This window comes from Streptomyces griseoruber (genome assembly GCF_001514205.1).
In the GTDB taxonomy this organism is placed as follows: Bacteria; Actinomycetota; Actinomycetes; order Streptomycetales; family Streptomycetaceae; genus Streptomyces; species Streptomyces griseoruber.
In genome coordinates this window covers 300,483-323,376 of sequence record NZ_KQ948773.1, presented here as the reverse complement: position 1 = coordinate 323,376, position 22,894 = coordinate 300,483, and the positions used below count along the sequence as shown (strand labels likewise).

Genomic DNA, 22,894 nt, shown 5'->3' with positions numbered 1-22,894 from the left:
CGTCACGACAGGACCTGGCCGCCCCTCGGGTATCTCGCCAGCCACCCCGGTGAGGCGCCCGCCGGGTTGTGCAGGGCCGGACCCTGGGTCATCTCCATGGCGAAGTCGTCGGCGATCTCCAGGATCGTGGGACGGCCCTCCAACTCGGCCAGCCAGGCCGGCGGGAGGGCCGTCTCGCCGTGCAGGGCGCCGAGCAGTCCGCCGGTGAGGGCGGCGGTCGGGGCGGCGGGACCGCCCTGGTTGACCGCGAGGCGCAGCCCGTGTCTGACGTCCTCCGCGACGAGCGCGCAGTACACGGCGGCGGACAGCACGCCCGGCGCCCGCCCCTCCCCCACCAGTTCCGCCACCCGTGCCGGCCCCGGCAGCCCCTGCCGTACGGCGCCCAGCGCGCGCTGCAACGCCTCCGAGACGAGCTCGTGACCCGGCCGCGCCGCCAGCAGCGCGAGCGCCCGCTGCACCGCGCCGTCCATCTCCTCGCCCCGCGCCAGGGCGTGCACGGTGACCGCGTACGCGCCCGCCGAGAGGTAGGCCACCGGATGGCCGTGGGTCTGGGCCGCGCACTCCACGGCGAGCTGGGCGACGAGCTGCGGCTCCCAGCCGACGAGGAGCCCGAACGGCGCGGAGCGCGCGGTGGGTTCGGGCCCGTCGGCCGCCGGGTTCTTGGGATCGTCGAGCGTGCCCATCCGCTCGTCGCCGAGGCCCATGAGCAGCGGGCGGGTCGGCTCCCGGCGGGCGTACAGCCACTCCTCGCGGGCCAGCCAGCCGTCGTCCTTGCGGCGCAGGTCGGGGCCCCAGTCGCGCTGGGTGGCCGCCCATCTCAGATACGCCCGGTGCAGATCGGTCGGCGGATGCCAGGCGCCGGTGTCGCGCCGCACCTGGGCCCGGATGAGCCCGTCCACGGTGAACAGGGTGAGCTGGGTGTGGTGGGTGACGGCACCGCGCCGCCCGAAGGCGGGGGCCAGGTCGACGACCCCGTCCGGCCCGTGGAGCTGCCGGATCTCCTCCGGCCCCAGCCCGTCGACGGGCGCCCCGAGCGCGTCCCCGACGGCCGCCCCCAGCAGGGTGCCGCGCACCCGGCTGCGGAAGTCCTGCTGCTCGGCACGGCCCCAGACGGCCCCTGATGTCGTACTCACCAAGTCCTCCCAAGGCCACCCGGGCACCGTCCGTACGTACGACGTCCGTCACTGTAATCGAACGGGGTCACGGGCAGGCGATGGGTGGAGGGGCGGTGCAGGCCCGGTGGAGGTCTCGGTGGCCGGGGCGGTCCCGCGTTCCCTCCTGACGCACCTCAACTCGGAGGGGACGCCGGCGACTTGACGGGGTAGGGGAAGCGTCATGACCACGTCCACCTCACGTATCACGCAGACCTCACGCGTCCTTCCGCTGACGGCCACCCTGCTCACCGGCACGGTGGCCCTCTACATCGCCCTCGTGGCGTTCGGGAACATCACCGACTTCGGGACGAACCAGCAGTTCGTACGGCATGTGCTCGCGATGGACGACACGTTCAAGGACGACGACCTGATGTGGCGGGCGGTGACGAGCAAGGGGCTCCAGGACGCCGCGTACGTGGCGATCATCGCGTGGGAGACCGTGGCCGCCGTGGTGCTGGCCGCCGGGACCTGGTTCTGGGCGCGCCGGGACCTCGCACGGGCGCACACCTTCTCGACGTACGGCCTGCTGATGCTGATGCTGCTGTTCGGCGCCGGGTTCATCGCGATCGGCGGCGAGTGGTTCTCGATGTGGCAGTCGAAGACCTGGAACGGGCTGGAGGCGGCGACGCGGGTGTTCGTGCTCAGCGGGGTCGTGCTGCTGGTCGATCTGCTCGCGTTCAAAGAGGCCCGGCGGGACACCGCCTGACCGCTACGCGACGACCCTGACCTTCGTCCCGAGGTCGCCGAACGCCCACAGGGCCGCCCCGTCCGCCTTCGGCATCCGGATGCCACCGGTCTTCGCGCCGGCGGCGGCCGGGGGCGGGGAGGCACCGTCGACGGCGTTGGAGAAGGCGATGTTGACGCCGGAGACGACCGAGAAGTAGATGATGTGCTCGATCTCGACGCCGTCGGAACCGGTCGTCGTGTCCTTGCGGACGGAGATCGTGTAGGTGCCGGGCACGGGCGCGACCGTGCCCGGCCAGACCGTGAAGGTACGGCGGGCCGTGTCGTCCGCGTCGACCAGCCAGACCCGGTGGTCGGAGAGGTCGTAGACGATCCGGCGGCCGGTGCCGGAGGCCTCGGGCACATCGGTCGCGGCCGGGGAGGCCGAGGCCTTCGGCGAGGCGGACGCCTTCGCGCCCGGCGCGGCGGACGCCGACGCGCTCGGGCGGACCGCGGCGGCCGTGGGATGCGGGCCCCGCTCGGCCTGCACCGTCAGGGCACCGACCGCGGCGACGGCGCCGACCGTCAGACCGGTGACCCAGATCCACGAGGGAAGTCGGGCAGGCACGGGCACGCATCTCCTCGGCTATGGGACCCCGCCGGTGGGGTCTCCCCTGGGATCCTCCCTCCATGGGAGGGTCGGATCATCGTACTCACTCCAGCACGGGCAGGAGTTCCGGCAGATGCCCGTCCGAGGCCCGGGCGGCGCGCTGCCGTTCCTGCGGTACCTCGCCGTACAGGGTGGTGCGCGGGCGGGCCGGGCGGCCGGCGGCCTCGGCGACCGCGATCAGGTCCTTGACGGACTTGTAGGAGCCGTAGGAGGAGCCCGCCATGCGGGAGATGGTCTCCTCCATGAGGGTCCCGCCGAGGTCGTTCGCGCCGGAGCGCAGCATCTGAGCCGCGCCCTCGGTGCCGAGCTTGACCCAGCTGGTCTGGATGTTGGGGATGTGCGGGTGCAGGAGGAGGCGGGCCATCGCGGTGACCGCCCGGTTGTCGCGCATCGTCGGGCCGGGGCGGGCGATGCCGGCCAGGTAGACGGGCGCGTTGGTGTGGATGAAGGGGAGCGTCACGAACTCGGTGATGCCGCCGGTCCGCTGCTGGATGCCGGCCAGGGTGCGCAGATGCCCGAGCCAGTGCCGGGGCTGGTCGACATGGCCGTACATCATCGTGGAGGTCGACGGGATGCCGACCTCGTGGGCGGTGGTGATGACCTCGATCCAGGTGGCGGTGGGCAGCTTGCCCTTGGTGAGGACCCAGCGGACCTCGTCGTCGAGGATCTCGGCGGCGGTGCCGGGGATGGAGTCCAGCCCGGCCTCCTTCGCGGCGATCAGCCACTCGCGGATCGACAGGCCGGTGCGGGTCGCGCCGTTGACGACCTCCATCGGGGAGAAGGCGTGCACGTGCATCCCGGGGACCCTGGCCTTCACCGCCTTCGCGATGTCGAAGTACGCCGTGCCGGGCAGGTCGGGGTGGATGCCGCCCTGCATGCACACCTCCACCGCGCCCACGTCCCACGCCTGCCGGGCGCGGTCCGCCACCTGGTCGAGGGACAGGGTGTAGGCGTCGGCGTCGGTGCGGCGCTGGGCGAAGGCGCAGAAACGGCAGCCGGTGTAGCAGACGTTGGTGAAGTTGATGTTCCGGGTGACGATGTAGGTGACGTCGTCGCCGACCGCGGCACGGCGGACGTCGTCCGCGATCCGGGTCAGCGCGTCGAGCGCCGGACCGTCGGCGTGCAGCAGGGCGAGGGCCTCGGCGTCCGTGAGCTTCGTCGGGTCGTCGGCCGCCGTGCGCAGGGCGTCCCGTACGTCCGTGTCGATGCGCTCGGGTGCCATGCCGGGCGCGGCCGCCTCCCGCAGGGCGGACCAGTCGCCGTACACCTCGTCGAAGTCCGCGCGCCGGTCGGACGTACGGCCCTCGGTGTCGATGGCCGTGTGGAGATCCGTGCGGCCGGTCGCGGTGAACACCTCCTCGGGCTCCTGCCACGGCCGCCCCTCCACCACCGCGTCCGGCACGGCGAGGCCGGTCTCCGGGTCGGCGAGCGCGCGGACGTGCGGCAGCAGGCGGGGGTCCAGCCAGGGTTCGCCGCGGGTGACGAACTCCGGGTACACGCAGAGCCGTTCCCTGAGCGCGAAGCCGGCCGCCGCGGACCGTGCGGCCAGTTCCTCGATCTGCGGCCAGGGGCGTTCGGGGTTGACGTGGTCGATGGTCAGCGGGGAGACCCCGCCCCAGTCGTCGATGCCCGCGCCGATCAGCCGCTCGTACTCGCTGTCGACGAGGTTGGGCGGGGCCTGGAGGTTGGCGGACGGGCCCATGAGGAGGCGGGCGACGGCCACCGTCGCGACCAGTTCGTCGAGTTCGGCGTCCGGCATGCCGCGCATGGCCGTGTCCGGCTTGGCCCGGAAGTTCTGGATGATCAGTTCCTGGATGCCGTGGTGGGCGCGGGAGATCCCGCGCAGCGCGAACAGCGACTCCGCCCGCTCCTCGTACGTCTCGCCGATCCCGATGAGGATCCCGGAGGTGAAGGGGACGGAGGAGCGGCCCGCGTCCTGAAGGACCCGCAGCCGTACGGCGGGTTCCTTGTCCGGGGAGCCGTGGTGGGGGCCGCCGGGCTCGGACCACAGCCGGGTGGCGGTCGTCTCCAGCATCATGCCCATGCTGGGCGCGACCGGCTTCAGCCGCTGGAAGTCGGTCCAGGACATCACCCCCGGGTTGAGGTGCGGGAGCAGTCCCGTCTCCTCCAGGATGCGGACGGAGATGGCGCGGACGTAGGCGATGGTGTCGTCGTAGCCGTGCGCGTCGAGCCACTCGCGTGCCTCGGGCCAGCGGTCCTCGGGCTTGTCGCCGAGGGTGATGAGGGCTTCCTTGCAGCCGAGGGCCGCGCCCTTGCGCGCGACGTCGAGGACCTCGTCGGGGGACATGAACATCCCGTGCCCGGCGCGCCGCAGCTTGCCGGGGACGGTGACGAAGGTGCAGTAGTGGCATTTGTCCCGGCACAGCCGGGTGAGGGGGATGAAGACGCTCTTCGAGTACGTGATGACGCCCGGTCGGCCGGCCGCCTCCAGGCCCGCGTCGCGCACCCGGGCGGCGGACACGGCGAGGTCGTCGAGGGCCTCACCGTGCGCCTGGAGCAGGACGGCCGCCTCGCTCACATCGAGCGCGACGCCGTCCCTGGCCCGTTTGAGAGCGCGACGCATGGAGTTCTCGGTGGGGCCGGGAAGAGGGCCGGGGCCGGTTCCGGAGGTCGCGGAAGTCGTCATCTCTTGAGCATACGTTCGGGCTGATCAGGGCCGGTGGGGGAGCCCGATTCGTCCCTCATGGGAGGTCGTTACACGGTGTCACTGGAACCCGTGGTGTAAGGGCCGTACTCGTCGAGGACCTTGAGGATCTCGCTCTCGCCGGCCGGCGGCAGCTGGAGCACGACCTCCTCGATGCCGAGGTCGGCGTAGTACGCGAGCTTGCCCGGGGACGGGTGGACGGCGTACGGCACGATCCGGAGCGCCTCCGGCTCCCGCCCGGCGTCCGCCCATGCGGCGCGCAGCACCGGCAGGGTCTCGGACAGCCCGCGCCCGCCGATCGGCAGCCAGCCGTCGGCGTACTCGCAGATGTGGGAGAACAGCTTGGGCCCGGCGGCCCCGCCGATCAGCGTGCGGGGTCCGACCACCGGCCCGCGCGGCCGCTGCACGGGCTTGGGATGGGCGCTGCTGGCCCGGACGGACCCGTACGGTCCCTCGTACGCGGTCGGTTCCTCGCTCCACAGGGCGCGCATCAGCGCCATCCGGTCGCGCACCAGCTCCCGCCGGGTGCGCCACTCGACGCCGTGGTCGGCGGCTTCCTCCACGTTCCAGCCGAAGCCGAGGCCGAGGGTGAGCCGGCCGCCGGAGAGGTGGTCGACGGTGGCGATCTGCTTGGCGAGGTCGATCGGGTCGTGCTGGGCGACCAGGGTGATGCCGGTGCCGAGGCCGAGGCGCTCGGTGACGGCGGCGGCCTGGCCGAGGGCGACGAACGGGTCGAGGGTGCGGCCGTACTCACGGGGCAGTTCACCGCCCGCCGGGTACGGGGTGGTCCGCTCGACGGGGATGTGCGTGTGCTCGGGCACGTAGAGCCCGGCGAACCCGCGCTGTTCCAGCTCACGGGCGAGGCGGGTCGGGGTGATCGTCTCGTCGGTGAGGAAGATCGTGACGGCGATGCGCATGGCGGGCCTTTCGGTGCCGGTTCCTCTGTGTTCATCTGGGCCGGTTCATCTGTACCGGGAGATGGGGTCGGTGTCCATACCGACCGGTCGGCATTGTGAGGAGGGTGACTTGGTGACGAACGCACAGGACAACCCGATGGCACGCCGGGCGCTGTTCGCGACGGGAGCCGCCGCCGCGCTTACCTTGGGGAACGTGAGCTTCGCCGCCGCAGAGGGACAGCAAGGTCAGCAAGGACCGCAGCCGGAGACGAGGACGGTACGGGGCACCCTGCCGCCCGGCTCCCCCGACTACGTGTACGTGCCCGTCGACGTGCCGCCGGGCGTACGCGAGCTGAGGGTGTCGTACGCCTACGACCGCCCCGCCGTCCCCGCCGGCACCCCCGGCAACGCGCTCGACATCGGCCTCTTCGACGAGCGCGGCACCGAGCTGGGCGGGGCGGGCTTCCGGGGCTGGTCGGGCGGGGCGCGCACCGAGTTCTTCGTCCGGGCGGACGAGGCGACACCGGGCTATGCGCCGGGACCGGTCCGCGCGGGCCGGTGGCACATCGCGCTCGGCCCCTACACGGTGGCGCCGCAGGGACTGACGTACGAGATCACGGTGAGGCTGACGTACGGCGACCCGGCGCCGGCCGCCCCGCCCGCCTCCTACCCGCCCTCCGCCGCGAAGGGCCGGGGCCGGGCCTGGTACCGGGGCGACTGCCACCTGCACTCCTGGTACTCCGACGGCCGCCGCACCCCGGCGGAGATCGGCGCGCTCGCCCGGGCGGCGGGCCTGGACTTCGTCAACACCTCCGAGCACAACACACACGCGGGCCACGGGGCGTGGGCGGACGTGGCCGGCGACGACCTGCTGGTGCTGCTCGGCGAGGAGGTCACGACCCGCAACGGCCACGTCCTGGCGGTCGGCACCGCGCCCGGCACCTTCGTGGACTGGCGCTACCGGGCGAGGGAGGGGCGGTTCGGCCGCTTCGCCCGCCGGATCCGCCAAGCGGGCGGCCTCGTCGTCCCCGCCCATCCGCACGCCACCTGCATCGGCTGCTCCTGGAAGTTCGGCTTCGGGGAGGCCGACGCGGTGGAGGTGTGGAACGGGCCCTACACCCCCGACGACGAGGTGACGCTCGCGGAGTGGGACGCGACCCTGCGGGGCGGTCCGGCGCAGTGGCTTCCGGCGGTGGGCAACAGCGACGCCCACCGGGACCCGGACGTCGTGGGCCTGCCCCAGACCGTGGTCCTCGCGGACGCCCTGACCCGGGAGGCGATCCAGGAGGGCATCCGGGCGGGCCGGGTGTACGTGGCGGAGTCGAGCGCGGTGTCGCTCTCCTTCACGGCGACGGGCGGCCCGGGCGAGCGGGCGGGCATCGGCGAACGGCTGCGGGTGGACGCCGGCACCCCGGTGACGGTCCGTCTGGAGGCGACGGGTGCCCCGCGCTGCACGGTCCGCTTCGTGACGGACGAGGGCGTGGTGTTCACCAGCGCCCCGCTGCCGGTGTCGGGCACGGGCGTCGTGGAGTGGCGTACCACCCCGGCGTACGCGGCGTACGTACGGGCGGAGGTACGCCACGAGGTGGCGGCGGGACCGCTGCCGGGGGCGCTGGCCGCGTTCACGAATCCGGTGTTCCTGGGGAGGTGAGGCATTGCCGGAACCCGGCAGAAGAGCACGGCTCCCGACTGCCTGCCGCTTGCCTTGTCCGCCTGGTCACGGGGGGAGAGGCTACGGCGACGGGCGGACGGGAGCGGGGGATGCCGGAAATGGTGCGGACGAGACTTTGGGGAGCACTGCTCCTGACGCTGTCCTTGATCCCGGCCCTGGCCTGCTACCTGGTCTTCACCCTCTGGCTCCCCGGCGACATCGACCGCTACCGGGACTACACGAGGGCCGAGCCCTGCGCCGCGGGCACGTCACCGCGGGAGCACGAGGACTGCCTCCGCGAGGTCGCCTTCACGGTGGACGGGACGAGGATCAAGGGCGGCAGGAGCGCCGTCTACGAGGCCACGCTCTCCGGGGCACCCTCCTGGAACGGCGTCCTGGAGTTCGGCGACTCGGGCCCGCTGCTGTCCGAGCTGGAACGGGGCGACCGGGTCACCGGCACCGTCTGGCGCGGCGACATCATGGCCCTCAGCCGCGACGGCGTCCGCCAGAAGTCCTCCGACGAGCCCCGCGACGAGCCCCAGATGGCCGCCGCGCTCGGCACCTGCGCCGGACTCCTCTCCGCCCTGGCCCTCGCCGTCGGCGCGGCCCGCCTGACCAGGCCCCGCCCGCCTCACCCGTTCCCCTGGCGCGGCTGGGGCAAGCCGCTGCTGATCGTCCTCTCCGTCGGCTGCCCCGTCCTGGGCCTGGTGGCGGTGTGGTGGGGCATCCCCTGGTGGCTGCTCCCGACGGTCCTCGTCCCGCTCATGGGGTACACGGCGTGGGAACTCCACCGCTATCCCGGGCGCCGCCCGGGGCCGGCGGCGGATTCCGGGGGCGCTACGGGTTCCGGGAGCGCGACATGACGTGGACCGGCCGGCCGTGGGTCGGGACGTGTGTGGTGCGGTCGAGGGTCATGCCGAGTTTGGCCATCACGCGGGCCGAGGCGTGGTTGTCGACGTGGCAGATGCTGACGACATGGTCGAGACCCACCTCGCCGAAGGCGAACGCCAGGACCTCCCGGGCCCCTTCGGTGGCATAGCCCCGCCCCCAGGAGCGGCGTCTCAGCCGCCAGCCGATCTCCACCGCCGGCATGATCTCGGGGAGGAAGGCCGGAACGGCGAGTCCCACCCAGCCGACCAGCTCGCCGGTCTCCGTCTCCTCGGCGGCGAACAGGCCGTATCCGCGCTCGTCCCAGCCCGAGCGCACCCGGGCCAGCGCCGCGGCGGTCCGTTCGCGGGTTCCGGGTGAGCCGTCGCCGATGTAGCGCATGACCTCCGGGTCCGCGTCGATCTCCGCGAGAGCGTCCAGGTCGGTGTCCCGCCACTGTCGCAGCCACAGACGTTCGGTGTGGCGCTCCGGGTGTCGCCTGGGCACGGGGTCCTTCCCTCCGGTCGTGGAACGGCGCAAGCTCCGCGAGCGGGCCGGACTCACGGAAGTCTGGCACACGGGCCCGCGACACACGCCGCGTTTCGCTGGCCGGAGCCTCCCGCCCCGGCGTCTAGTCTCGGCCCGTGGAACAGCCCGAGCAGCGCGCCGAGGGTGCGGGACCGTTCACGACCCGGCTCACCTGGCGGCCTCCCGGTGGCGGCACCGCCGTCTGGGAGTCGCGGCCCGCCCGGCGCCAAGGCGTCATCGCCGTCCGCGCGCCCGGCGCGGACACCCACCACCCCACCAGCGCCGACGCGGTCGCCGTCCGCCGGCTGCGCCTGCTCAACGCCGTCGCCGCGACCGCCTTCGTCATCGGCGGGGCCCTCTTCGCGCTCGGCGCGGGCGTCGCCCAGTTCGGCTCCGGGGACGCCACCACCTGCGCGTCGATCTACTTCGCCGGGGGTCTGTTCTTCAACACCGGCGGTTTCGTCTCCCTCCTCCAGGTCGTCAACGCGCCCCGCCACGTCCCCGGCGGCGAGGGCCGGCTGGTCACGCTCCCGTGGCGCTGGTGGAGTTACGAGCCCACCCGCATCGACTGGCTGAGCCTGTTCGTCCTCTTCGCCGGAACCCTCGTCTTCGGCGTCAACCTGCTGGACTCGTTCCTCCAGGGCCTGAGCGTGCAGCAGGTCAACCGGCTGATCTGGGTGCCGGACGTGATCGGCTGCGCCCTCTTCCTGATCTCCGGCCACCTCGGCTTCTCCGAAATCTGCCACGGCCACCGGCCCTGTCTGCGCTGCCGCAGCCTCGGCTGGTGGATCGTCGCCGTCAACCAGTTCGGCTCCGTCCTCTTCATGGTCTCGGCGATCGCCGCCTACACCCGCCCCGCGACGGACAGCCTCGTCAACGCCGACATCGCCAACTGGGGCACCCTCCTCGGCGCGGCCTGCTTCTCCGTCGGCGGGGTGCTCCAGCTCTTCGAGCGCCCCTGACACCGCGCGGGACGGCGTCGGGGTTTCAGTCCACCACCTGTGGATCACGGAAGTAGAAGACGACCGTCACCCCCATGCCTCGAGTGTGCGTATAGACGACCGTGATCGCCTCGGCCGAGTCGCGCGCGAGAGGGGTCGTGTACGTGTATTCGACGGACGGCGGCCGCCAGCCGGGGATCTCTCGGCCCACCGCCGGGTCGCGTCCGATCGCCAGGAGCGCGTCCCGGACGACCTCCCGCTCCCCTTCGGTCAGATCACCGAACGCCTTCCTCGCGGGCTCGGCCTCCTCCAGAGGGACATCGTTCACGCACGGCCGCCTTCGCCGCGCGCGTCCTCCAGAGCGGTCATGATCTCCGGCGAGTTCCTGATCAGGATCCGGTGCCGGTAGGCCCGCACCACTGCTGCCGCGCCCGCAAAGTCATTGGTCGGCGCGGCTCCTATGGCGGCCGCCAGCTCCTCCTCGAAGCGTTCACGGTCGCCCGGGAAGCCGTAGCGGCTGAGCGCACTGCGCAGATCGTCCACGGTCCGGATCTCCGGGAGAGGCATCGCTCCCCAGCCGTGCTCGGGCTGTGCACTCATGGTCTGCTCCTGATGAACGGGGCATGGCTCCACTTCCAGTATGACGTCGGCCGACCGGGCCCGGCAGCGCGTACTCACCACGCCACCCCGCCTCCGCAGTCCGCCCACAGCAGCTTGCCGCCCTTCGACGCGCCCAGCTCGCGCAGCACGGACACCCCCACCTCGTCGGCACAGGCCCGGACCAGGTGCAGGCCCCGGCCGCCCTCGGTGTCGGGCGGCGGTACGGCGTCCTTGTCGACGTCGGCGGAGAAGGCGGGCGGGACCCTCGGGTCCGTGTCCCATACGGCGACCCGTAGACGGCCGGGGTGCGGGGACAGTACGCGCAGGGAGTACGGGCCCTTCGTGTGGCAGTGCGAGTTGGCGAGCAGCTCGCCCGCGACCAGTTCCGCCGTGGGGGTCAGCTCGCCCAGGTCATGGGCGGCGAGGATCAGTCTGAGGGTGCCCCGGGCGATACCCGGTGCGCGTGGATCCCGGGGAAGGTGCAGGGTGTAGTTCCAGGACGGGGATACGGTGGCCATGGAAGTCTCCGGTCACTGAGGGGAGTTGGACGAGTGCCTGGTGTCATTGCCGCGGCGTCCCGCGGTGCGCTTCCGGGCGGGGCGCCTGTGCAAGAAGGTAGGGGTTTCGCAAAGGTGCTTTGCGAAATTCCGAAGAATCTCGGCCTCTTTACCCTCGTGTGGGTGACAAGCTCCCTGGGAGAGGAGGGCACATGACGGCAAGGCCCGCTCCCACGGCCCGACGACTGCGGCTGGCCACGGAGTTGCGCAAACTCCGTGAGCGAGCCGGACTCACGTCAACAGAGGCGGCGAAACTGCTCGGGACGAGCTCCGGGCAGCTCAGCAACGTCGAGTCGGCCCGGTTCGGAGTGAGCGCGGAACGGGTCCGAGCGATGGCCAACGTCTACTCGTGCACGAACCCGCCCTACGTCGACGCCCTCGTCGCCATCGCGGCCGACAAGAGGCGCGGCTGGTGGGAAACGTTCCGGGAGGTGCTACCACCCGCGCTTCTGAACATCGCGGAGGTGGAGTTTCACGCCACCGCGCTGCACTCGGCCAACACCGCGCACATCCCAGGATTGCTGCAGACAGCGGACCACGCCCGAGAGATCTTCCGGCAGGTCGTCCCCGAGTTCTCCCGATCGGACATCGAACTCCGCGTGAGCCACAGGTTGCAGCGCCAAGCACTTCTGGACCGCGACGACCCGGCACCGTTCCACGCGGTCATCCACGAAGCCGCACTGCGCGTGCCCGTCGGCGGAGCTGCCGCCGCCAAGCGGCAGTTGGAACACCTGGTGGAGCAAAGCGAACGCGACCACGTCACGATTCAGGTGATCCCGTTCGCCATCGGCGCATACCCCGGGTCCGGGCAGAACATCCACTACGCATCCGGACTCGTCCCCCAGCTCGACACGGTCTCACTCGACCAATCTCATGGTCCCGTACTCGTGGACGCCGAGGCACAGTTGGAGATGTACCGCATCCTGCTGGACCGCATGGAGCGCGTGGCCATGACTCCCTCGGAGTCCCGCGACTTCCTCCGCACGCTCATCCACGACCTGTGAAGGGGAGCCGATGCCCACCTACATCTGGCAGAAGTCGTCCTACTGCGGACAAGGCGAATCGTGTGTCCATGTCGCCTCCACGGCCCAGAAGTCCTCGTACTGCCAAGAAGGCGACGCCTGCGTCCACATATCCACAGCGCCCCACCCCCACGCCATCCACCTCACCGAATCCGCCGACCCCGCCCAAGCCGTCCTCTCCGCCACCCCCACCGCCTTCGCCGCCCTCCTCCGCACGCTCGGGCGGAACCCGGACGGCCGTCGCCCGCGTCCTTGCCTCTGATCGGATCCGATGTGGAGGGGGGCGGCGCGTGAACGCGGGTCGGCAGACGGAGTTCCATGCCTCGTGCGGGCACTTGATCTCGGCTCCGGCCGACCGGGCCGGGCAGGACGTGCGCTGCCCCCACTGCCACCAGGTGGTCCGCGTCCCGCGGCCCGACGTGCCGTATGCCTCGCCCGTCCCCGTGCCCACCAGCGCCGTCGAGCCGGTCGGGCTGACCGCCGTCTATGTGATCGCGCTGCTCGGCGGCCTCGCGGCAGCCGGTTACGTCTACCTGGTCGCGTTCGACGACTTCTCGGAGTCCGAGCTGGTCTCGGTCACCCCGCTGTGGTTCTTCCCCATCGTCCTCGGCCTGTACGGCTTCGTCTCCCAGCGGCTGCTCCGCCGTATGGCGACGGGCGGCGCGAGAACCCTGCACGAGGCCGCCCGCATGTCGATCGACGTGGCCGGGCACTGGGCGGCCCTGGTCCTCTTCCCCTTCCTGGTGCTGAGGTGGCGCAGCTCGCTGCTCGTGTCGCTGGCGGCGGCGGTCTTCTGGGCCGTGCTGCTCTGGCTCTTCTTCGCGCTGGTCTTCCCGAGCCTCTAGGACAATGTCCCGGTGAACCACTTCTCGTACGGCAGCATCGGCCCCGGTCGTGACCGGCAGCCTCGCCCGGAGCCCAGGCCGGCCGAGCCCGGTCAGTGGCCGAAGCTGGAGGCCGCGCTCGCCGTGGTCAACCGGGACCTGAGGGCGACCCTGCCCGGTCAGGACGCGCTGATACTGATGTTTGACCCGCCTTGGCAGCCTTCGCCCCCGCCCGGAATCGACTGGGGTCAGGTCTACGTGGCGATGCCCGACGGCCGTTGGCACGGCAACGCGGTGAACGCGTGCGACCTGGAGGAGGGCGATCCGCCGGAGCCGGACGATATGGAGACGGTCCTGACGGTGGTCGCGGACGCGGCGCAGTCGACCCTGATGGAGTTGCTCTGGCAGGCCTGGCCGGTCTGCCAGGAACACAAGACCGGAATGCATCCTCGTCCCGCAGGCGGAACGGATGGGGCCGGCCCACCGGTGTGGTGGTGCCGGGGCAGTCTGGACGGCAACGGCCACGACGTCTCCCCGGTCGGCGAGTTGGCCGCCACCCTGCCGGGAGAACGGCGTCGCGCCCTGCGGCGCGGCGAGCGTGAACGGGACGGCCGCGGATAACCGCGGACAGCCGCAGGGCCGGACAACGGCGTTCAGCCGCCCTCCCCCAGGTCCGCCACCACCGCCGCATGGTCCGACGGCCACACCCCGTCCACCGGGGCCAGGCCCGCGCGGCGTACGCCGAGCACGTGGCCCTCGCCGACCGGCCCGGGTGGGCCCACGTGGATGTAGTCGATGCGGGCCGGGGGTTCCAGGACGCGTGCCGCGTAGGGGTTCTCGGGGGTCCAGGTGGCGGCGGGCGCGGACGGGTCGGCGTAGTCCCAGGCGTCGTAGAGGATCTGGCCGGGGACGGCTGGGGCGGTGCGGATGCCGCCGAAGAGGCGGAGCTCGTCGGAGTCGGGGCGGGCGTTGAAGTCGCCGGTGACGACGGGCGGATGGGGGGTGTCGCCCGCCCACGAGGACACGAACTCCGCCAGTGCCCCGACCTGTTCGCAGCGGACGGCGGACGTGCCCGGTGCCGAGGTCAGATGGACGGTGAAGAACGGGATGTCGTACGACGGGGTCGCCACGCGCGCGTAGAGCGCCGCCCGGCCGTCCGCCACCTCCGCGGGGGCCGGGAGGAGCAGCGTCCGACAGGCGGTGACCGGCCAGCGGCTGAGGACCGCGTTGCCGATGTCCACCGTGTCGTCGTCGATGCGGCGGCGCCAGCGCCCGGGAAAGGGCGAGGGGGCCCAGGCGCAGTGCAGGCCCAGGTCGGCGGCGAGCCACTCCGCGAGGTTCTCGCCGTCCGCCGCCCACACCTCCTGGAGGCCGACCACGTCGGGGCGCAGGTCGCGCAGGACGGCGAGGATCGCCTTCTGCCGCTCGCGCCACGGGCCGAAGCGCCACCACAGGTTCCAGGTCACCACGCGCACGACAGGCACCCGCTCTCGTCACGACGACCGCATGGGCGACCATTGAATCAAGTGATGCAGCAGAGCCTCACGCGAAGGAGTCCACCGGACCATGCCGCGCCCCAACGACCTCCGCTACCGCGCGACCACCGCCTTCCAGCGGCATGTCGCCAATCCGCTCATGCGCCGTCTGCCGTTCCACACGCTCCTGGAGACCACCGGCCGGGTCTCCGGCCTGCCCCGGCGCACCCCGCTGGGCGGCAAGCGGGTCGGGGACACCTTCTGGCTGGTGTCGGAGTTCGGGGAGCGGTCGCAGTACGTCCGCAACATCAAGGCCGATCCCCGGGTGCGGGTGCGGATAGCCGGGCGCTGGCACACCGGCACGGCCCACCTGCTGCCCGACGACGACCCGGTGGCGAGGCTGCGCACCCTGCCCAGGGCCAACAGCACGGCCGTACGGGCCCTGGGGACGCAGTTGCTGACCGTGCGGGTGGATCTGGACGGCTGAAGGGGAGAAACGCGAACAGTGGCCCCCTCGCACCGGGGGCCACTGCCTGGCGACCCATGCCTACTTGGCGGGCTTGTAGAACGCGTACGTCGCGGTGTACGGGACGCTGACCTGGTCGGTGCCCGTGCAGGCGGTCGTCGGGGCGACGCCGCCGGTGGTGTTCAGGCGCTGGATGTAGGTGACACCGGCGAAGGTGCCCGTGCCGCGCGTGGCGGTGGCCTGGAGCAGCAGCTCCGGGATGGTGCCGGTCTTGGGCGAGTTGGCGATCGCGGAGGCGTTCACCGCGCTGCCGTCGACCGTGGAGACCCAGACGGGGCCGCGGGAGTGCAGGGCGACGGTGCGCCCCCGCTTGTCGGAGAGGGTGGCGGCGGGCTCCAGGAGCTTCCAGGCGCCGTCGGTGCAGGTGTAGGTCTGCACACCGCGGGCCGGGAAGACACCGGTCAGCTTGTTGCCGTCGGGGACGGCGAGGGCGGCCGGGGCGGCCGGGGCCGTGGGGGCCTTCACCGCGGTCACGGCGGGCTCCGTGGCGGCGGCGTTGCCCGCCGTGGTGCCCAGGAAGAGACCGGCGGCCGCGGTGGCGGCAGCCGTGGTGGTGAGGACGAGACGCTTGGCGTGCTTCAAGTGAGCTCTCCGCAAAGGTTTCTGACGAAAGGGTGCGTGCCTGGCAGACGGCGCCTGGCAGACGGCGCCTGGCAGATGGTGTCTGGCAGACGTTGCCCGGCCGATGGTGCCCGACCGGTGTTGTCCGTCTGATGTTTCCGAGTCCGCGTCAGGGGGTAGAACCGATCGATGGGCCGTCCGTGTCCGTGTCCCCTGGGCCGGGACGCTACGGGCTCACCGGCGGATTTCCAGCCCCACCGGCCGAATGTGGACCTCTCGCACTCCCCTGTCTGCCCGCCCGGAACAGCCCCCGTGGCATCAAAGGGCACCTCGATCCGGCCGGACGACCGGGGGCGGCGGTCCATGCCGCCCGGTCCCCCGGCCCCGTCTCTCAGTCGCGCCGGATCAGCTCGGGATCGATGCGGCGCCCCACCAGCGGGAGCGACCCCACCCCGGCCACCACCACGACGCCCACCGCGGCGAGCGTCAGCAGCGGTACGCCCTCCACGTCCCAGCGGACCGCGCCGCCCCCGGTGATCAGATAGCTGGACTCGGCGAGCTTGCCGGTCACGAGTGCCAGGACGAGTCCGAGACTCAGCGGCAGCACGACCTGGGCGCACTGCACCGCCCGCATGGTTCTCGCGCGGGCGCCGATCAGTGTGACGGCGGTGACCTGTGCACGGCGTTCGACGGCCCGGTCGGTGACGGACACCAGGAACGCGGCCACCCCGATGACCAGGCCCATGATCATGCCCAGGGCCAGCAGGGTCTCGACCACGGAGATCTGCTCCAGCCCCTGGACGTTCAGTCCGACCAGCTCGATCTCGGCGATCGGGGCGACGGCGGCGATGCCGTCGAGGACGGCCCGCACCCGTCCGGGGTCGGAGCTGCCGACGAGCACGAGGTCCGCGTCGCGCGGGCGGGCGTCGGCGGGGAGCGCGGACGGCGGGACGAGGAGCACCGCGCCGCCGACCGCGGACGCCTCGTACCCCCGGTAGACGACACGCTCGGCCGGCATGGTGATGTCCCGGGTCTCGTCCTGCCCGGTGTCGGTGCGGAAGCGGAACGGGAACGACGTGCCGGGTCTGAGTTCGGATCCCACACTCGAGTTGCGGTCGACGAGCCGCAGCACCTTGCCGTCCACACAGCCCTCGGTGCGCACGGTCAGCTCCTCCAGCTGGGCGCAGGTGGCCACCAGGGCCGTGGCCGAGGACCCGAAGCTCCGCGAAGCCGGGTCGTCGAGGTCGATCCACGAGTTCATCAGGATGGTGTGCGCGCCGACGCCCGGCACCTCGGCGAGGTCCCGCTGCTGCTGCGCGCCGAGCTTCGACAGGGGCAGGGAGTACTCCTGTACCGGGCCGTACGGGCGGGTGACCTGTTCCAGCTGGATGAGGACGCCTTGCGCGAGTGAGGCGGCGTAGACGAGCAGGACCAGGCCGGTGACCACCCGCATCGTGCTGCCGGGCTCGGCCTCGTTGCGCCGCATCGCCAGGTTGAGAGTGAGGGATTGCGTGGTCCGCGCCACTCGCCTCGCCAGCTCGTACGACAGCAGCGGCAGGGTCAGTACGAGTCCGACGCCGGTCAGGACGACACCGGCGACCACCAGCAGCGCGTTCAGGCCGAGGCTGGAGGCGGGACGCCCCATCAGACCGGTGGCGCAGAAGCCGCACACGATGCCCAGGCCGCTGAGCAGCAGCAGACCGACCCATTTGGTCGGGGGGCGTGGCACCGCCGTACGCCGAACGGCGAGCGGGTTGGCGGTCGCCTCCCGCGCGCTCTTGCGGCCGACGAACCAGGCGAGGGCCGGGCAGCCGATCAGGCAGATCGCGACGGTGGTCGTGGACAGGGCACCGTCGTCCGGGTACCACCTCAGTCCGGGCAGCCCGGCCCGGGACATCACCTGGTTGAGCACCCCGTACTCACCGAGCCCCAGGACCGCGCCGAGCAGCGCGGCGACGACGGTCTCGGCGGCGTTCACCCGCTGAGTGCCCCTGCTGCTCAGGCCCAGCAGCCGCAGGGCGGCGAGCCGGCGCATCCGGCTGGCGGCGGACAGCCGGGCGCAGACGGACAGGAAGATGCCCAGGGGCAGCAGGACCAGCGTGGCCAGGGCGAACCGGACGTCGGTGAGGGTGGAGGAGTCGACGGCGGGGAACGGGGCGTAGCGGTAGCCGAAGTCCTTCAGGGTGCGGCCGTCGGCCGCGATCTTGGCCCGTTCGGTGCCTATGTACGCGTACAGCTCGTCGGGGTGGGCGAGCCCGGCTGGGCCGATCACGCCCGCTTCCCGGCCGGGCAGCAGGCCCTTGACGGCGGGTGCCTCGCGCAGCAGTTCGTGAACCCGTGGGGAGACGAACACCTCGCCCGGGGAGGGCAGCTCGCTCAGTCCCGGGGGGACCGCGCGTGCGCCCCCGGCGCCCTGGGCGACGAACACACGGGTGAAGGACTGGGAGCCGTAGGAGTCGTCGCGCTGCAGGACGAGGGTGCCGTCCGCCGGGCCCTTCGCCGACGTGACGGGCTGCCGTGCGGCGGCGCGCGCGTCGTGGGCGTCGAGGATCGCCGGGACGGTGAGGACGAGGGCGAGGCAGCACACCCCGATGGACCCGCCGGCCGCCATCAGGAAGAACCGGATGCGGTTGCCGCGGCCCGAGCCGAACAACAGGCGCAGGCCGAGCAGGAATTCGGTCACCGGGCACCTCGTGGGCCGAGAACGCCGTCGGACATCGTGTAGTGGGTGTCGGCCTGTGCCGCGATGGCGTGGTCGTGGGTCACCAGGATGACGGCGGTGCCCTGTGAGCGGGCCAGGTCGAGGAACTCCTTGAGGACGGCGTCGGCGTTGGCGCTGTCGAGCGACCCGGTCGGTTCGTCCGCGAAGACGACGGCGGGCCGGTGGACGAGGGAACGCGCGACGGCGACGCGCTGGCTCTGCCCGCCGGACACCTGGGCGGGCCGGCGTTCCCGCAGGTCGCCGAGGCCGAGGCGCTCGAGTACCTCACCGGCGGCCGCGAGGGCGGGGCGCTTGCGCTGCCCGGCCAGCCTCAGCGGCAGGGCGGTGTTCTCCTCGACGGTGAGTTCAGGCAGCAACTCGCCGTACTGGAAGACGAATCCGAAGCGTTCCCGGCGCAGCGTGCTGATCTCGTCGTCGCTGAGATCACCGAGCGTGCGCCCCTCGAACCGGACCTGCCCCCGGGTGACGGGCAGCACCCCGGCCAGGCAGTAGAGCAGCGAGGACTTCCCGGAACCGCTCTGCCCGGTGATCGCCACGACTTCCCCGGCCGAGACGGACAGATGCGCGTCACGAACGGCGAGCTGACTGCCGTAGGAGAGGTCAACTCCCGTGGCAGTGAGTATTTCAGACATTCCTGTGCTTCCCCCAAGAAGCGACGCGGGCCCAGGTGTGCACCCCTGGGCCCGCAGAGTCTGCCGAAGCGGTGGCTTACCTCTGGTAGTGCTTGGTCGGCGAGCAGTTGTCCGGGTTCAGCGATCCCTTGTCACGGCAGACGCGTATGTACGCGTCGTCGGTGTGGAGCGCGGCACCGTCCCAGTTCAGCTGGTCGAAGTGCACGGTGCTCCGCTGCTTGCCGTTGTACCGGCTCCAGTCGTAGCCCTCGACGCGCACCTGCACGTAGACGTTGTGACCGTCCCCGTTGTCGGTGTCGTCCAGGTCGCCCTTCCACTCGAAGGCGCCGTGGTTCTGCCCCGACGGCCAGAACGCGTACTGGCCGTTCAGGAACTTCGCTCCCCCCGTGGACAGCGTCGGAATGGTGTGCCAGGAAACCGCCATCGCGGACCCGGCGCTGAGCGCGAAAATGCCGCCGGCGAGCACGCCAACTGCCAACTTACGCAAGGTTCCTCCCGTTTTTTCTCCCCGGCGGGTCATGGCCGGGAATCGTCGGGAGATTAACAGGTGTTAACCGCGAAGGCGCAGCCAATTTTTGATCAAGCCACGACAAGGATGATTTTCGGCCACCCGGAGCCGCCTCACCCCGGCCACACGATCGCCTGCACCTCGCTGTACGCGTGCAGCGCGTACGAGCCGACGTCGCGGCCCACCCCGCTCTTCTTGAAGCCGCCGAACGGCGCCTCCATGTTGCGGGCGACCGTGTTGACGCCGACGCCACCGGCGCGCAGCTGCCGCGCCACGCGGAAGGCGCGGGCCACGTCGCCGGACCAGACGTAGTCGATGAGGCCGTAGTCGCTGTCGTTGGCCAGGGCCACGCCCTCGTCCTCCTCGTCGAAGGGGATGACGACGACCACCGGTCCGAAGATCTCCTCCCGGGCCACCCGCATGTCGTTGGTGCAGTCCGCGAGGAGGGTCGGGCCGACGTAGAACCCACGGGAGGGGAGCCCGTGCCCCGCCCCGTCCCCGCCCAGGACGGTCGCGCCCTCCTTCCGGCCGAGTTCGACGTACGACTCCACGCGGTCCCGGTGCGCGGCGGAGATCACCGGCCCGACCACCGTGTCCCGCCCCCTCGGGTCGCCGACCTTCAACCGGCCTGCGTAGGCGGCCAGTTGCTCCACCAGGCGTCCGTACACCCCGCGCTGGGCCAGCACCCGGGTCGGGGCCGTGCAGATCTGCCCGCTGTAGAAGGAGAAGGTGGTGCCGATGCCGGCGACCGCCGAGCCGAGGTCCGCGTCGTCGAAGACGAGCGCCGCGCCCTTCCCGCCCAGCTCCATGAGCTGGCGTTTCATCCCCCGCCCGCACACCTCGCCGATCCGCTGCCCGACCGCCGTCGAACCGGTGAAGCTCACCATGTCCACGTCCGGCGACTCCACGACCGCCTCGCCGACGGCGACCGCCCGCCCGGAGACGACGTTCACCACCCCGCGCGGCACCCCGGCCGCCTCCAGCGCCTCCGCCATCCGGTACACGGACAGGGGGTCCTGCGGGGCGGGCTTCACGACCACCGTGTTGCCCATGGCCAGTGCGGGGGCGATCTTCCCGGCCGGGTTCGCCCAGGGGTTGTTGTACGAGGTGACGCAGGCGACGACCCCGACCGGCTGGCGTACGGCGAGCGCGCCCATCACGCCCGCCCTCCCCATCGGCCCGGCCTCGTTGATCTGCGGCGCGATCGCCCACTCGGCGGGCTCCACGCGCGCGTACCGCCGGAAACGGGCCCCGGCCACCCCCACCTGCATTCCGCGCGCGGTACCGGTCGTGGCGCCGGTCTCGGCCTGCGCCAGGGCGGCGTACGGCTCCAGCTGCCCGCGGATGATGTCGGCGGCCCGGCCCAGGATCGCCGCCCGCTCCTCCGGTGCCGTGCGGGACCACGGACCGAAGGCCTCCCGGGCCGCCGCGCAGGCCGCGAGGGCCTGCTCCCGGGAGGCCTCCGGCGCCCCGCCGACGGTCTCCTCGGTCGCCGGGTCGGTCACCTCGTAGTACCCGCCGTCCGGCTCGGTCCACGCCCCGCCGACGAACAGCCGCTGCCCGTCGCCCCCTTGAGGAACCGGCCGGGAACTCACCGGGTGCTCACCGTCTCGGTGTCCCGCCCCGACCGCAGCACCCGCCCCGGCACCGCCCCGGTCACCACGTCGTCGCGGATGGCCTCGACGCCGTTGACCCAGACGGCCCGTACCCCCACCGCACGGGAGTCGAGGCGCGGGCTGTCACCCGGCAGGTCGTGCACCAGGGTGGCCTTGCCCGCGTCGATCCGGTCCGGGTCGAACAGGACGAGGTCCGCATGCCAGCCCTCCCGCACCCGCCCGCGTTCCCGCAGCCCGAACAGCCGCGCCGGGTCGTCGGTCAGCATCTTCACGGCCTGTTCGAGCGTCGCCAGCCGCCGCCCGCGCAGACAGTCGCCCAGGAAGCGGGTCGTGTACGGGGCTCCGCACATCCGGTCCAGATGCGCGCCCGCGTCGGAGCCGCCGAGCATCACGTCCTCGTGCTGCCAGGCCTCGGCGCGCAGGGCCCAGGAGGCGGGGTCGTTGTCGGTGGGCATCGGCCACAGGACCGTGCGCAAGTCGTCGGCCACGCAGATCTCGACCAGGCAGGAGAACGGATCCAGCCCCCGCTCCCGCGCGATGTCCGCCACCACGCGCCCGGTGAGCCCCTCGTTGGCCGCGCTGTACGTGTCGCCGATGACGTACCGCCCGAAGTTGGTGAGCCGCCGGAAGACGCCCGCCTCCTTGGAGCCGGCCCGCCGCACCAGTTCGGCCCGCACGTCGGGATCGCCGAGCCGCTCGATCCGCTCCGGCACGGGCAGTCCCAGGACCTCCCCCCACCCGGGGATCAGGTTCAGCGCGCAGAACGTGCCCAGGGACATGTTCATCGGCGTGAGGATCGGCATGGTGAGCGCCACCACCCGCCCGCCGGCCTTGCGCGCCCGCTCGCTCGCCACCAGCTGCCGGGGCACCCGCTCCGGCACGGCCGAGTCGATGGTCAGCACGTTCCAGTTCAGGGGCCGCCCGGCCGCCGCGCTCATCTCCACGAACAGATCGATCTCGGCGTCGCTGAACTGGTCCAGACACCCCGCGACGATCGCCTCGATCTGCGTCCCCTCGTGCTCACCGACGGCCCGGGAGAGGGCCAGCAGCTCCTGCGGCCCCGCATGCCGCGAGGCGACCGGCTGCCCGTCCCCGTCGGAGTGCGTGGACGACTGCGTGGTGGAGAACCCCCAGGCGCCCGCCTCCATCGCCTCGTGCAGCAGCCGTACGATCGCGTCCAGCTGCTCCGGGCTCGGCTGCCCTCCGACCGCGTCCGCCCCCATCACATACCGCCGCAGCGCGCAGTGCCCCACCATGAACCCCGCGTTGACGGCGATCCGCCCCTCCAGGGCGTCCAGGTACTCCCCGAACGAACTCCAGCTCCACGGCGCCCCCTCCTCCAGCGCGACCAGCGACATCCCCTCGACCTTGGACATCATGCGGCGGGTGTAGTCGGCGTCGGAGGGACGGGAGGGGTTGAGCGGGGCGAGGGTGAACCCGCAGTTCCCGGCGGCGACGGTCGTCACGCCGTGGTTGAGGGAGGGGGTCGCGTACGGGTCCCAGAAGAGCTGGGCGTCGTAGTGGGTGTGGGGGTCGACGAATCCGGGGGCGAGGACGAGTCCGGTGGCGTCCTCGGAGGTGCGGGCCTCCTCGGTGACCACACCGATGACGGCGATCCGCCCGTCCCGGATACCGACGTCGGCGATACAGGCGGGCGCCCCGGTCCCATCGACGACGGTCGCGCCCTTGATGACGTGATCAAGCATGGGGTGCCTCCTCGAGGTACGTGCCGGATGCCCACCTGGGGGCGCGGGGCCGGATCGACTTGCGGCTCCGCCACGTCGGCGCGACAGACCACGACGCACCCGCACCCCGC

Annotated in this window: 24 protein-coding genes; 9 read left to right on the top strand and 15 right to left on the bottom strand. The window is 72.2% G+C overall.

The window, feature by feature from the left end; genetic code table 11:
- Positions 1 to 2: 2 nt before the first annotated feature.
- Positions 3 to 1,133 (bottom strand): ADP-ribosylglycohydrolase family protein, encoded by a 1,131-nt coding sequence (locus tag AQJ64_RS27380; RefSeq protein ID WP_059203070.1) that lies wholly within the window; start codon positions 1,131 to 1,133, stop codon positions 3 to 5.
- 202 nt (positions 1,134 to 1,335) lie between these two features.
- Here AQJ64_RS27380 and AQJ64_RS27375 point away from each other — a divergent pair, with 202 nt between their 5' ends.
- Positions 1,336 to 1,860 carry a DUF2165 domain-containing protein gene (locus tag AQJ64_RS27375; RefSeq protein WP_055638705.1) on the top strand — a complete coding sequence of 175 codons (525 nt, stop codon included), beginning with the start codon at positions 1,336 to 1,338 and terminating at the stop codon, positions 1,858 to 1,860.
- Between the two features lie 3 nt (positions 1,861 to 1,863).
- On the opposite strand, the gene AQJ64_RS27370 is transcribed toward AQJ64_RS27375, so the two are convergent.
- The 3 genes from AQJ64_RS27370 to AQJ64_RS27360 form a co-directional block, all read right to left on the bottom strand.
- Complete coding sequence (locus AQJ64_RS27370; RefSeq protein ID WP_099054159.1) at positions 1,864 to 2,451, bottom strand: hypothetical protein; 588 nt, start codon at positions 2,449 to 2,451, stop codon at positions 1,864 to 1,866.
- Positions 2,452 to 2,530: 79 nt separating this feature from the next.
- Positions 2,531 to 5,134 carry a bifunctional FO biosynthesis protein CofGH gene (locus tag AQJ64_RS27365; RefSeq protein WP_055638703.1) on the bottom strand — a complete coding sequence of 868 codons (2,604 nt, stop codon included), beginning with the start codon at positions 5,132 to 5,134 and terminating at the stop codon, positions 2,531 to 2,533.
- Positions 5,135 to 5,202: 68 nt separating this feature from the next.
- A complete protein-coding gene (locus AQJ64_RS27360; protein WP_055638702.1) occupies positions 5,203 to 6,069 on the bottom strand; it encodes an LLM class F420-dependent oxidoreductase in 867 nt (288 codons plus the stop codon).
- 136 nt (positions 6,070 to 6,205) lie between these two features.
- On the opposite strand from AQJ64_RS27360, the gene AQJ64_RS27355 reads away from it, so the two are divergent.
- Together AQJ64_RS27355 and AQJ64_RS27350 are read left to right on the top strand one after the other, a co-directional pair.
- On the top strand, positions 6,206 to 7,699 hold the full coding sequence (locus AQJ64_RS27355; protein WP_059203084.1) for a CehA/McbA family metallohydrolase: 1,494 nt from the start codon (positions 6,206 to 6,208) through the stop codon (positions 7,697 to 7,699).
- Positions 7,700 to 7,809: 110 nt separating this feature from the next.
- Positions 7,810 to 8,562, top strand: coding sequence for a hypothetical protein (locus AQJ64_RS27350; RefSeq protein WP_240512882.1), 753 nt, complete (start codon positions 7,810 to 7,812; stop codon positions 8,560 to 8,562).
- On the opposite strand, the gene AQJ64_RS27345 is transcribed toward AQJ64_RS27350, so the two are convergent.
- Positions 8,537 to 9,073, bottom strand: a complete 537-nt coding sequence (locus AQJ64_RS27345) for a GNAT family N-acetyltransferase (protein ID WP_055637408.1) — start codon at positions 9,071 to 9,073, stop codon at positions 8,537 to 8,539. The genes AQJ64_RS27350 and AQJ64_RS27345 overlap by 26 nt on opposite strands.
- Before the next feature lie 137 nt (positions 9,074 to 9,210).
- Between AQJ64_RS27345 and AQJ64_RS27340 the strand changes: the two genes are divergently transcribed.
- Complete coding sequence (locus AQJ64_RS27340; RefSeq protein WP_055637407.1) at positions 9,211 to 10,056, top strand: hypothetical protein; 846 nt, start codon at positions 9,211 to 9,213, stop codon at positions 10,054 to 10,056.
- Positions 10,057 to 10,081: 25 nt separating this feature from the next.
- On the opposite strand, the gene AQJ64_RS27335 is transcribed toward AQJ64_RS27340, so the two are convergent.
- The 3 genes from AQJ64_RS27335 to AQJ64_RS27325 all read right to left on the bottom strand — a co-directional run bounded on the left by AQJ64_RS27335 (position 10,082) and on the right by AQJ64_RS27325 (position 11,153).
- Complete coding sequence (locus AQJ64_RS27335) at positions 10,082 to 10,363, bottom strand: hypothetical protein (RefSeq protein WP_055637406.1); 282 nt, start codon at positions 10,361 to 10,363, stop codon at positions 10,082 to 10,084.
- Positions 10,360 to 10,635 (bottom strand): hypothetical protein, encoded by a 276-nt coding sequence (locus AQJ64_RS27330; RefSeq protein WP_157881114.1) that lies wholly within the window; start codon positions 10,633 to 10,635, stop codon positions 10,360 to 10,362. The genes AQJ64_RS27335 and AQJ64_RS27330 overlap by 4 nt, the downstream gene beginning before the upstream one ends.
- 74 nt (positions 10,636 to 10,709) lie before the next feature.
- Positions 10,710 to 11,153: an ATP-binding protein gene (locus tag AQJ64_RS27325; RefSeq protein WP_206189845.1), complete on the bottom strand. Its 444-nt coding sequence runs from the start codon at positions 11,151 to 11,153 to the stop codon at positions 10,710 to 10,712.
- A 191-nt stretch (positions 11,154 to 11,344) separates the two neighbouring features.
- On the opposite strand from AQJ64_RS27325, the gene AQJ64_RS27320 reads away from it, so the two are divergent.
- From AQJ64_RS27320 to AQJ64_RS27305, 4 genes are read left to right on the top strand one after another with little or no spacing between them, the layout of a single operon-like run.
- Positions 11,345 to 12,196, top strand: coding sequence for a helix-turn-helix domain-containing protein (locus AQJ64_RS27320; RefSeq protein ID WP_055637404.1), 852 nt, complete (start codon positions 11,345 to 11,347; stop codon positions 12,194 to 12,196).
- Between the two features lie 10 nt (positions 12,197 to 12,206).
- Positions 12,207 to 12,476, top strand: a complete 270-nt coding sequence (locus AQJ64_RS27315; protein WP_059203069.1) for a DUF397 domain-containing protein — start codon at positions 12,207 to 12,209, stop codon at positions 12,474 to 12,476.
- Between the two features lie 28 nt (positions 12,477 to 12,504).
- Entirely contained in the window at positions 12,505 to 13,059 is a 555-nt protein-coding gene (locus AQJ64_RS27310) for a TFIIB-type zinc ribbon-containing protein (protein WP_055636170.1), read from the top strand.
- 12 nt (positions 13,060 to 13,071) lie between these two features.
- Entirely contained in the window at positions 13,072 to 13,659 is a 588-nt protein-coding gene (locus tag AQJ64_RS27305) for a hypothetical protein (protein ID WP_055636171.1), read from the top strand.
- Between the two features lie 32 nt (positions 13,660 to 13,691).
- On the opposite strand, the gene AQJ64_RS27300 is transcribed toward AQJ64_RS27305, so the two are convergent.
- Positions 13,692 to 14,513, bottom strand: coding sequence for an endonuclease/exonuclease/phosphatase family protein (locus AQJ64_RS27300; RefSeq protein ID WP_055636189.1), 822 nt, complete (start codon positions 14,511 to 14,513; stop codon positions 13,692 to 13,694).
- Between the two features lie 91 nt (positions 14,514 to 14,604).
- On the opposite strand from AQJ64_RS27300, the gene AQJ64_RS27295 reads away from it, so the two are divergent.
- Positions 14,605 to 15,000, top strand: coding sequence for a nitroreductase/quinone reductase family protein (locus tag AQJ64_RS27295; RefSeq protein ID WP_055636172.1), 396 nt, complete (start codon positions 14,605 to 14,607; stop codon positions 14,998 to 15,000).
- Positions 15,001 to 15,060: 60 nt separating this feature from the next.
- Here the strand turns inward: AQJ64_RS27295 and AQJ64_RS27290 are convergent, their stop codons facing one another.
- The 6 genes from AQJ64_RS27290 to AQJ64_RS27265 form a co-directional block, all read right to left on the bottom strand.
- Positions 15,061 to 15,621, bottom strand: coding sequence for a DUF3455 domain-containing protein (locus AQJ64_RS27290; protein ID WP_055636173.1), 561 nt, complete (start codon positions 15,619 to 15,621; stop codon positions 15,061 to 15,063).
- A gap of 370 nt (positions 15,622 to 15,991) precedes the next feature.
- Positions 15,992 to 18,283, bottom strand: coding sequence for an ABC transporter permease (locus tag AQJ64_RS27285; RefSeq protein ID WP_055636174.1), 2,292 nt, complete (start codon positions 18,281 to 18,283; stop codon positions 15,992 to 15,994).
- The gene (locus tag AQJ64_RS27280) at positions 18,280 to 18,954 is read right to left on the bottom strand and encodes an ABC transporter ATP-binding protein (RefSeq protein ID WP_055636175.1); all 675 of its coding nucleotides are present in this window, start codon (positions 18,952 to 18,954) and stop codon (positions 18,280 to 18,282) included. Before AQJ64_RS27280 ends, AQJ64_RS27285 begins: the two co-directional genes overlap by 4 nt.
- A gap of 76 nt (positions 18,955 to 19,030) precedes the next feature.
- On the bottom strand, positions 19,031 to 19,432 hold the full coding sequence (locus AQJ64_RS51140) for a hypothetical protein (RefSeq protein ID WP_338060003.1): 402 nt from the start codon (positions 19,430 to 19,432) through the stop codon (positions 19,031 to 19,033).
- A 143-nt stretch (positions 19,433 to 19,575) separates the two neighbouring features.
- Positions 19,576 to 21,057 carry an aldehyde dehydrogenase family protein gene (locus tag AQJ64_RS27270; protein WP_055636177.1) on the bottom strand — a complete coding sequence of 494 codons (1,482 nt, stop codon included), beginning with the start codon at positions 21,055 to 21,057 and terminating at the stop codon, positions 19,576 to 19,578.
- Complete coding sequence (locus tag AQJ64_RS27265) at positions 21,054 to 22,784, bottom strand: N-acyl-D-amino-acid deacylase family protein (RefSeq protein WP_055636178.1); 1,731 nt, start codon at positions 22,782 to 22,784, stop codon at positions 21,054 to 21,056. Before AQJ64_RS27265 ends, AQJ64_RS27270 begins: the two co-directional genes overlap by 4 nt.
- Positions 22,785 to 22,894 lie beyond the last annotated feature (110 nt).

Bases quoted from the DNA above. Each gene is read 5' to 3' on its own strand.
- AQJ64_RS27330 (WP_157881114.1), bottom strand. From the start codon at position 10,635: ATGAGTGCACAGCCCGAGCACGGCTGGGGAGCGATGCCTCTCCCGGAG.
- AQJ64_RS27315 (WP_059203069.1), top strand. From the start codon at position 12,207: ATGCCCACCTACATCTGGCAGAAGTCGTCCTACTGCGGACAAGGCGAA.
- AQJ64_RS27265 (WP_055636178.1), bottom strand. From the start codon at position 22,784: ATGCTTGATCACGTCATCAAGGGCGCGACCGTCGTCGATGGGACCGGG.
- AQJ64_RS27280 (WP_055636175.1), bottom strand. From the start codon at position 18,954: ATGTCTGAAATACTCACTGCCACGGGAGTTGACCTCTCCTACGGCAGT.
- AQJ64_RS27365 (WP_055638703.1), bottom strand. From the start codon at position 5,134: ATGACGACTTCCGCGACCTCCGGAACCGGCCCCGGCCCTCTTCCCGGC.
- AQJ64_RS27355 (WP_059203084.1), top strand. From the start codon at position 6,206: ATGGCACGCCGGGCGCTGTTCGCGACGGGAGCCGCCGCCGCGCTTACC.
- AQJ64_RS27360 (WP_055638702.1), bottom strand. From the start codon at position 6,069: ATGCGCATCGCCGTCACGATCTTCCTCACCGACGAGACGATCACCCCG.
- AQJ64_RS27325 (WP_206189845.1), bottom strand. From the start codon at position 11,153: ATGGCCACCGTATCCCCGTCCTGGAACTACACCCTGCACCTTCCCCGG.
- AQJ64_RS27375 (WP_055638705.1), top strand. From the start codon at position 1,336: ATGACCACGTCCACCTCACGTATCACGCAGACCTCACGCGTCCTTCCG.
- AQJ64_RS27350 (WP_240512882.1), top strand. From the start codon at position 7,810: ATGCCGGAAATGGTGCGGACGAGACTTTGGGGAGCACTGCTCCTGACG.
- AQJ64_RS27320 (WP_055637404.1), top strand. From the start codon at position 11,345: ATGACGGCAAGGCCCGCTCCCACGGCCCGACGACTGCGGCTGGCCACG.
- AQJ64_RS27295 (WP_055636172.1), top strand. From the start codon at position 14,605: ATGCCGCGCCCCAACGACCTCCGCTACCGCGCGACCACCGCCTTCCAG.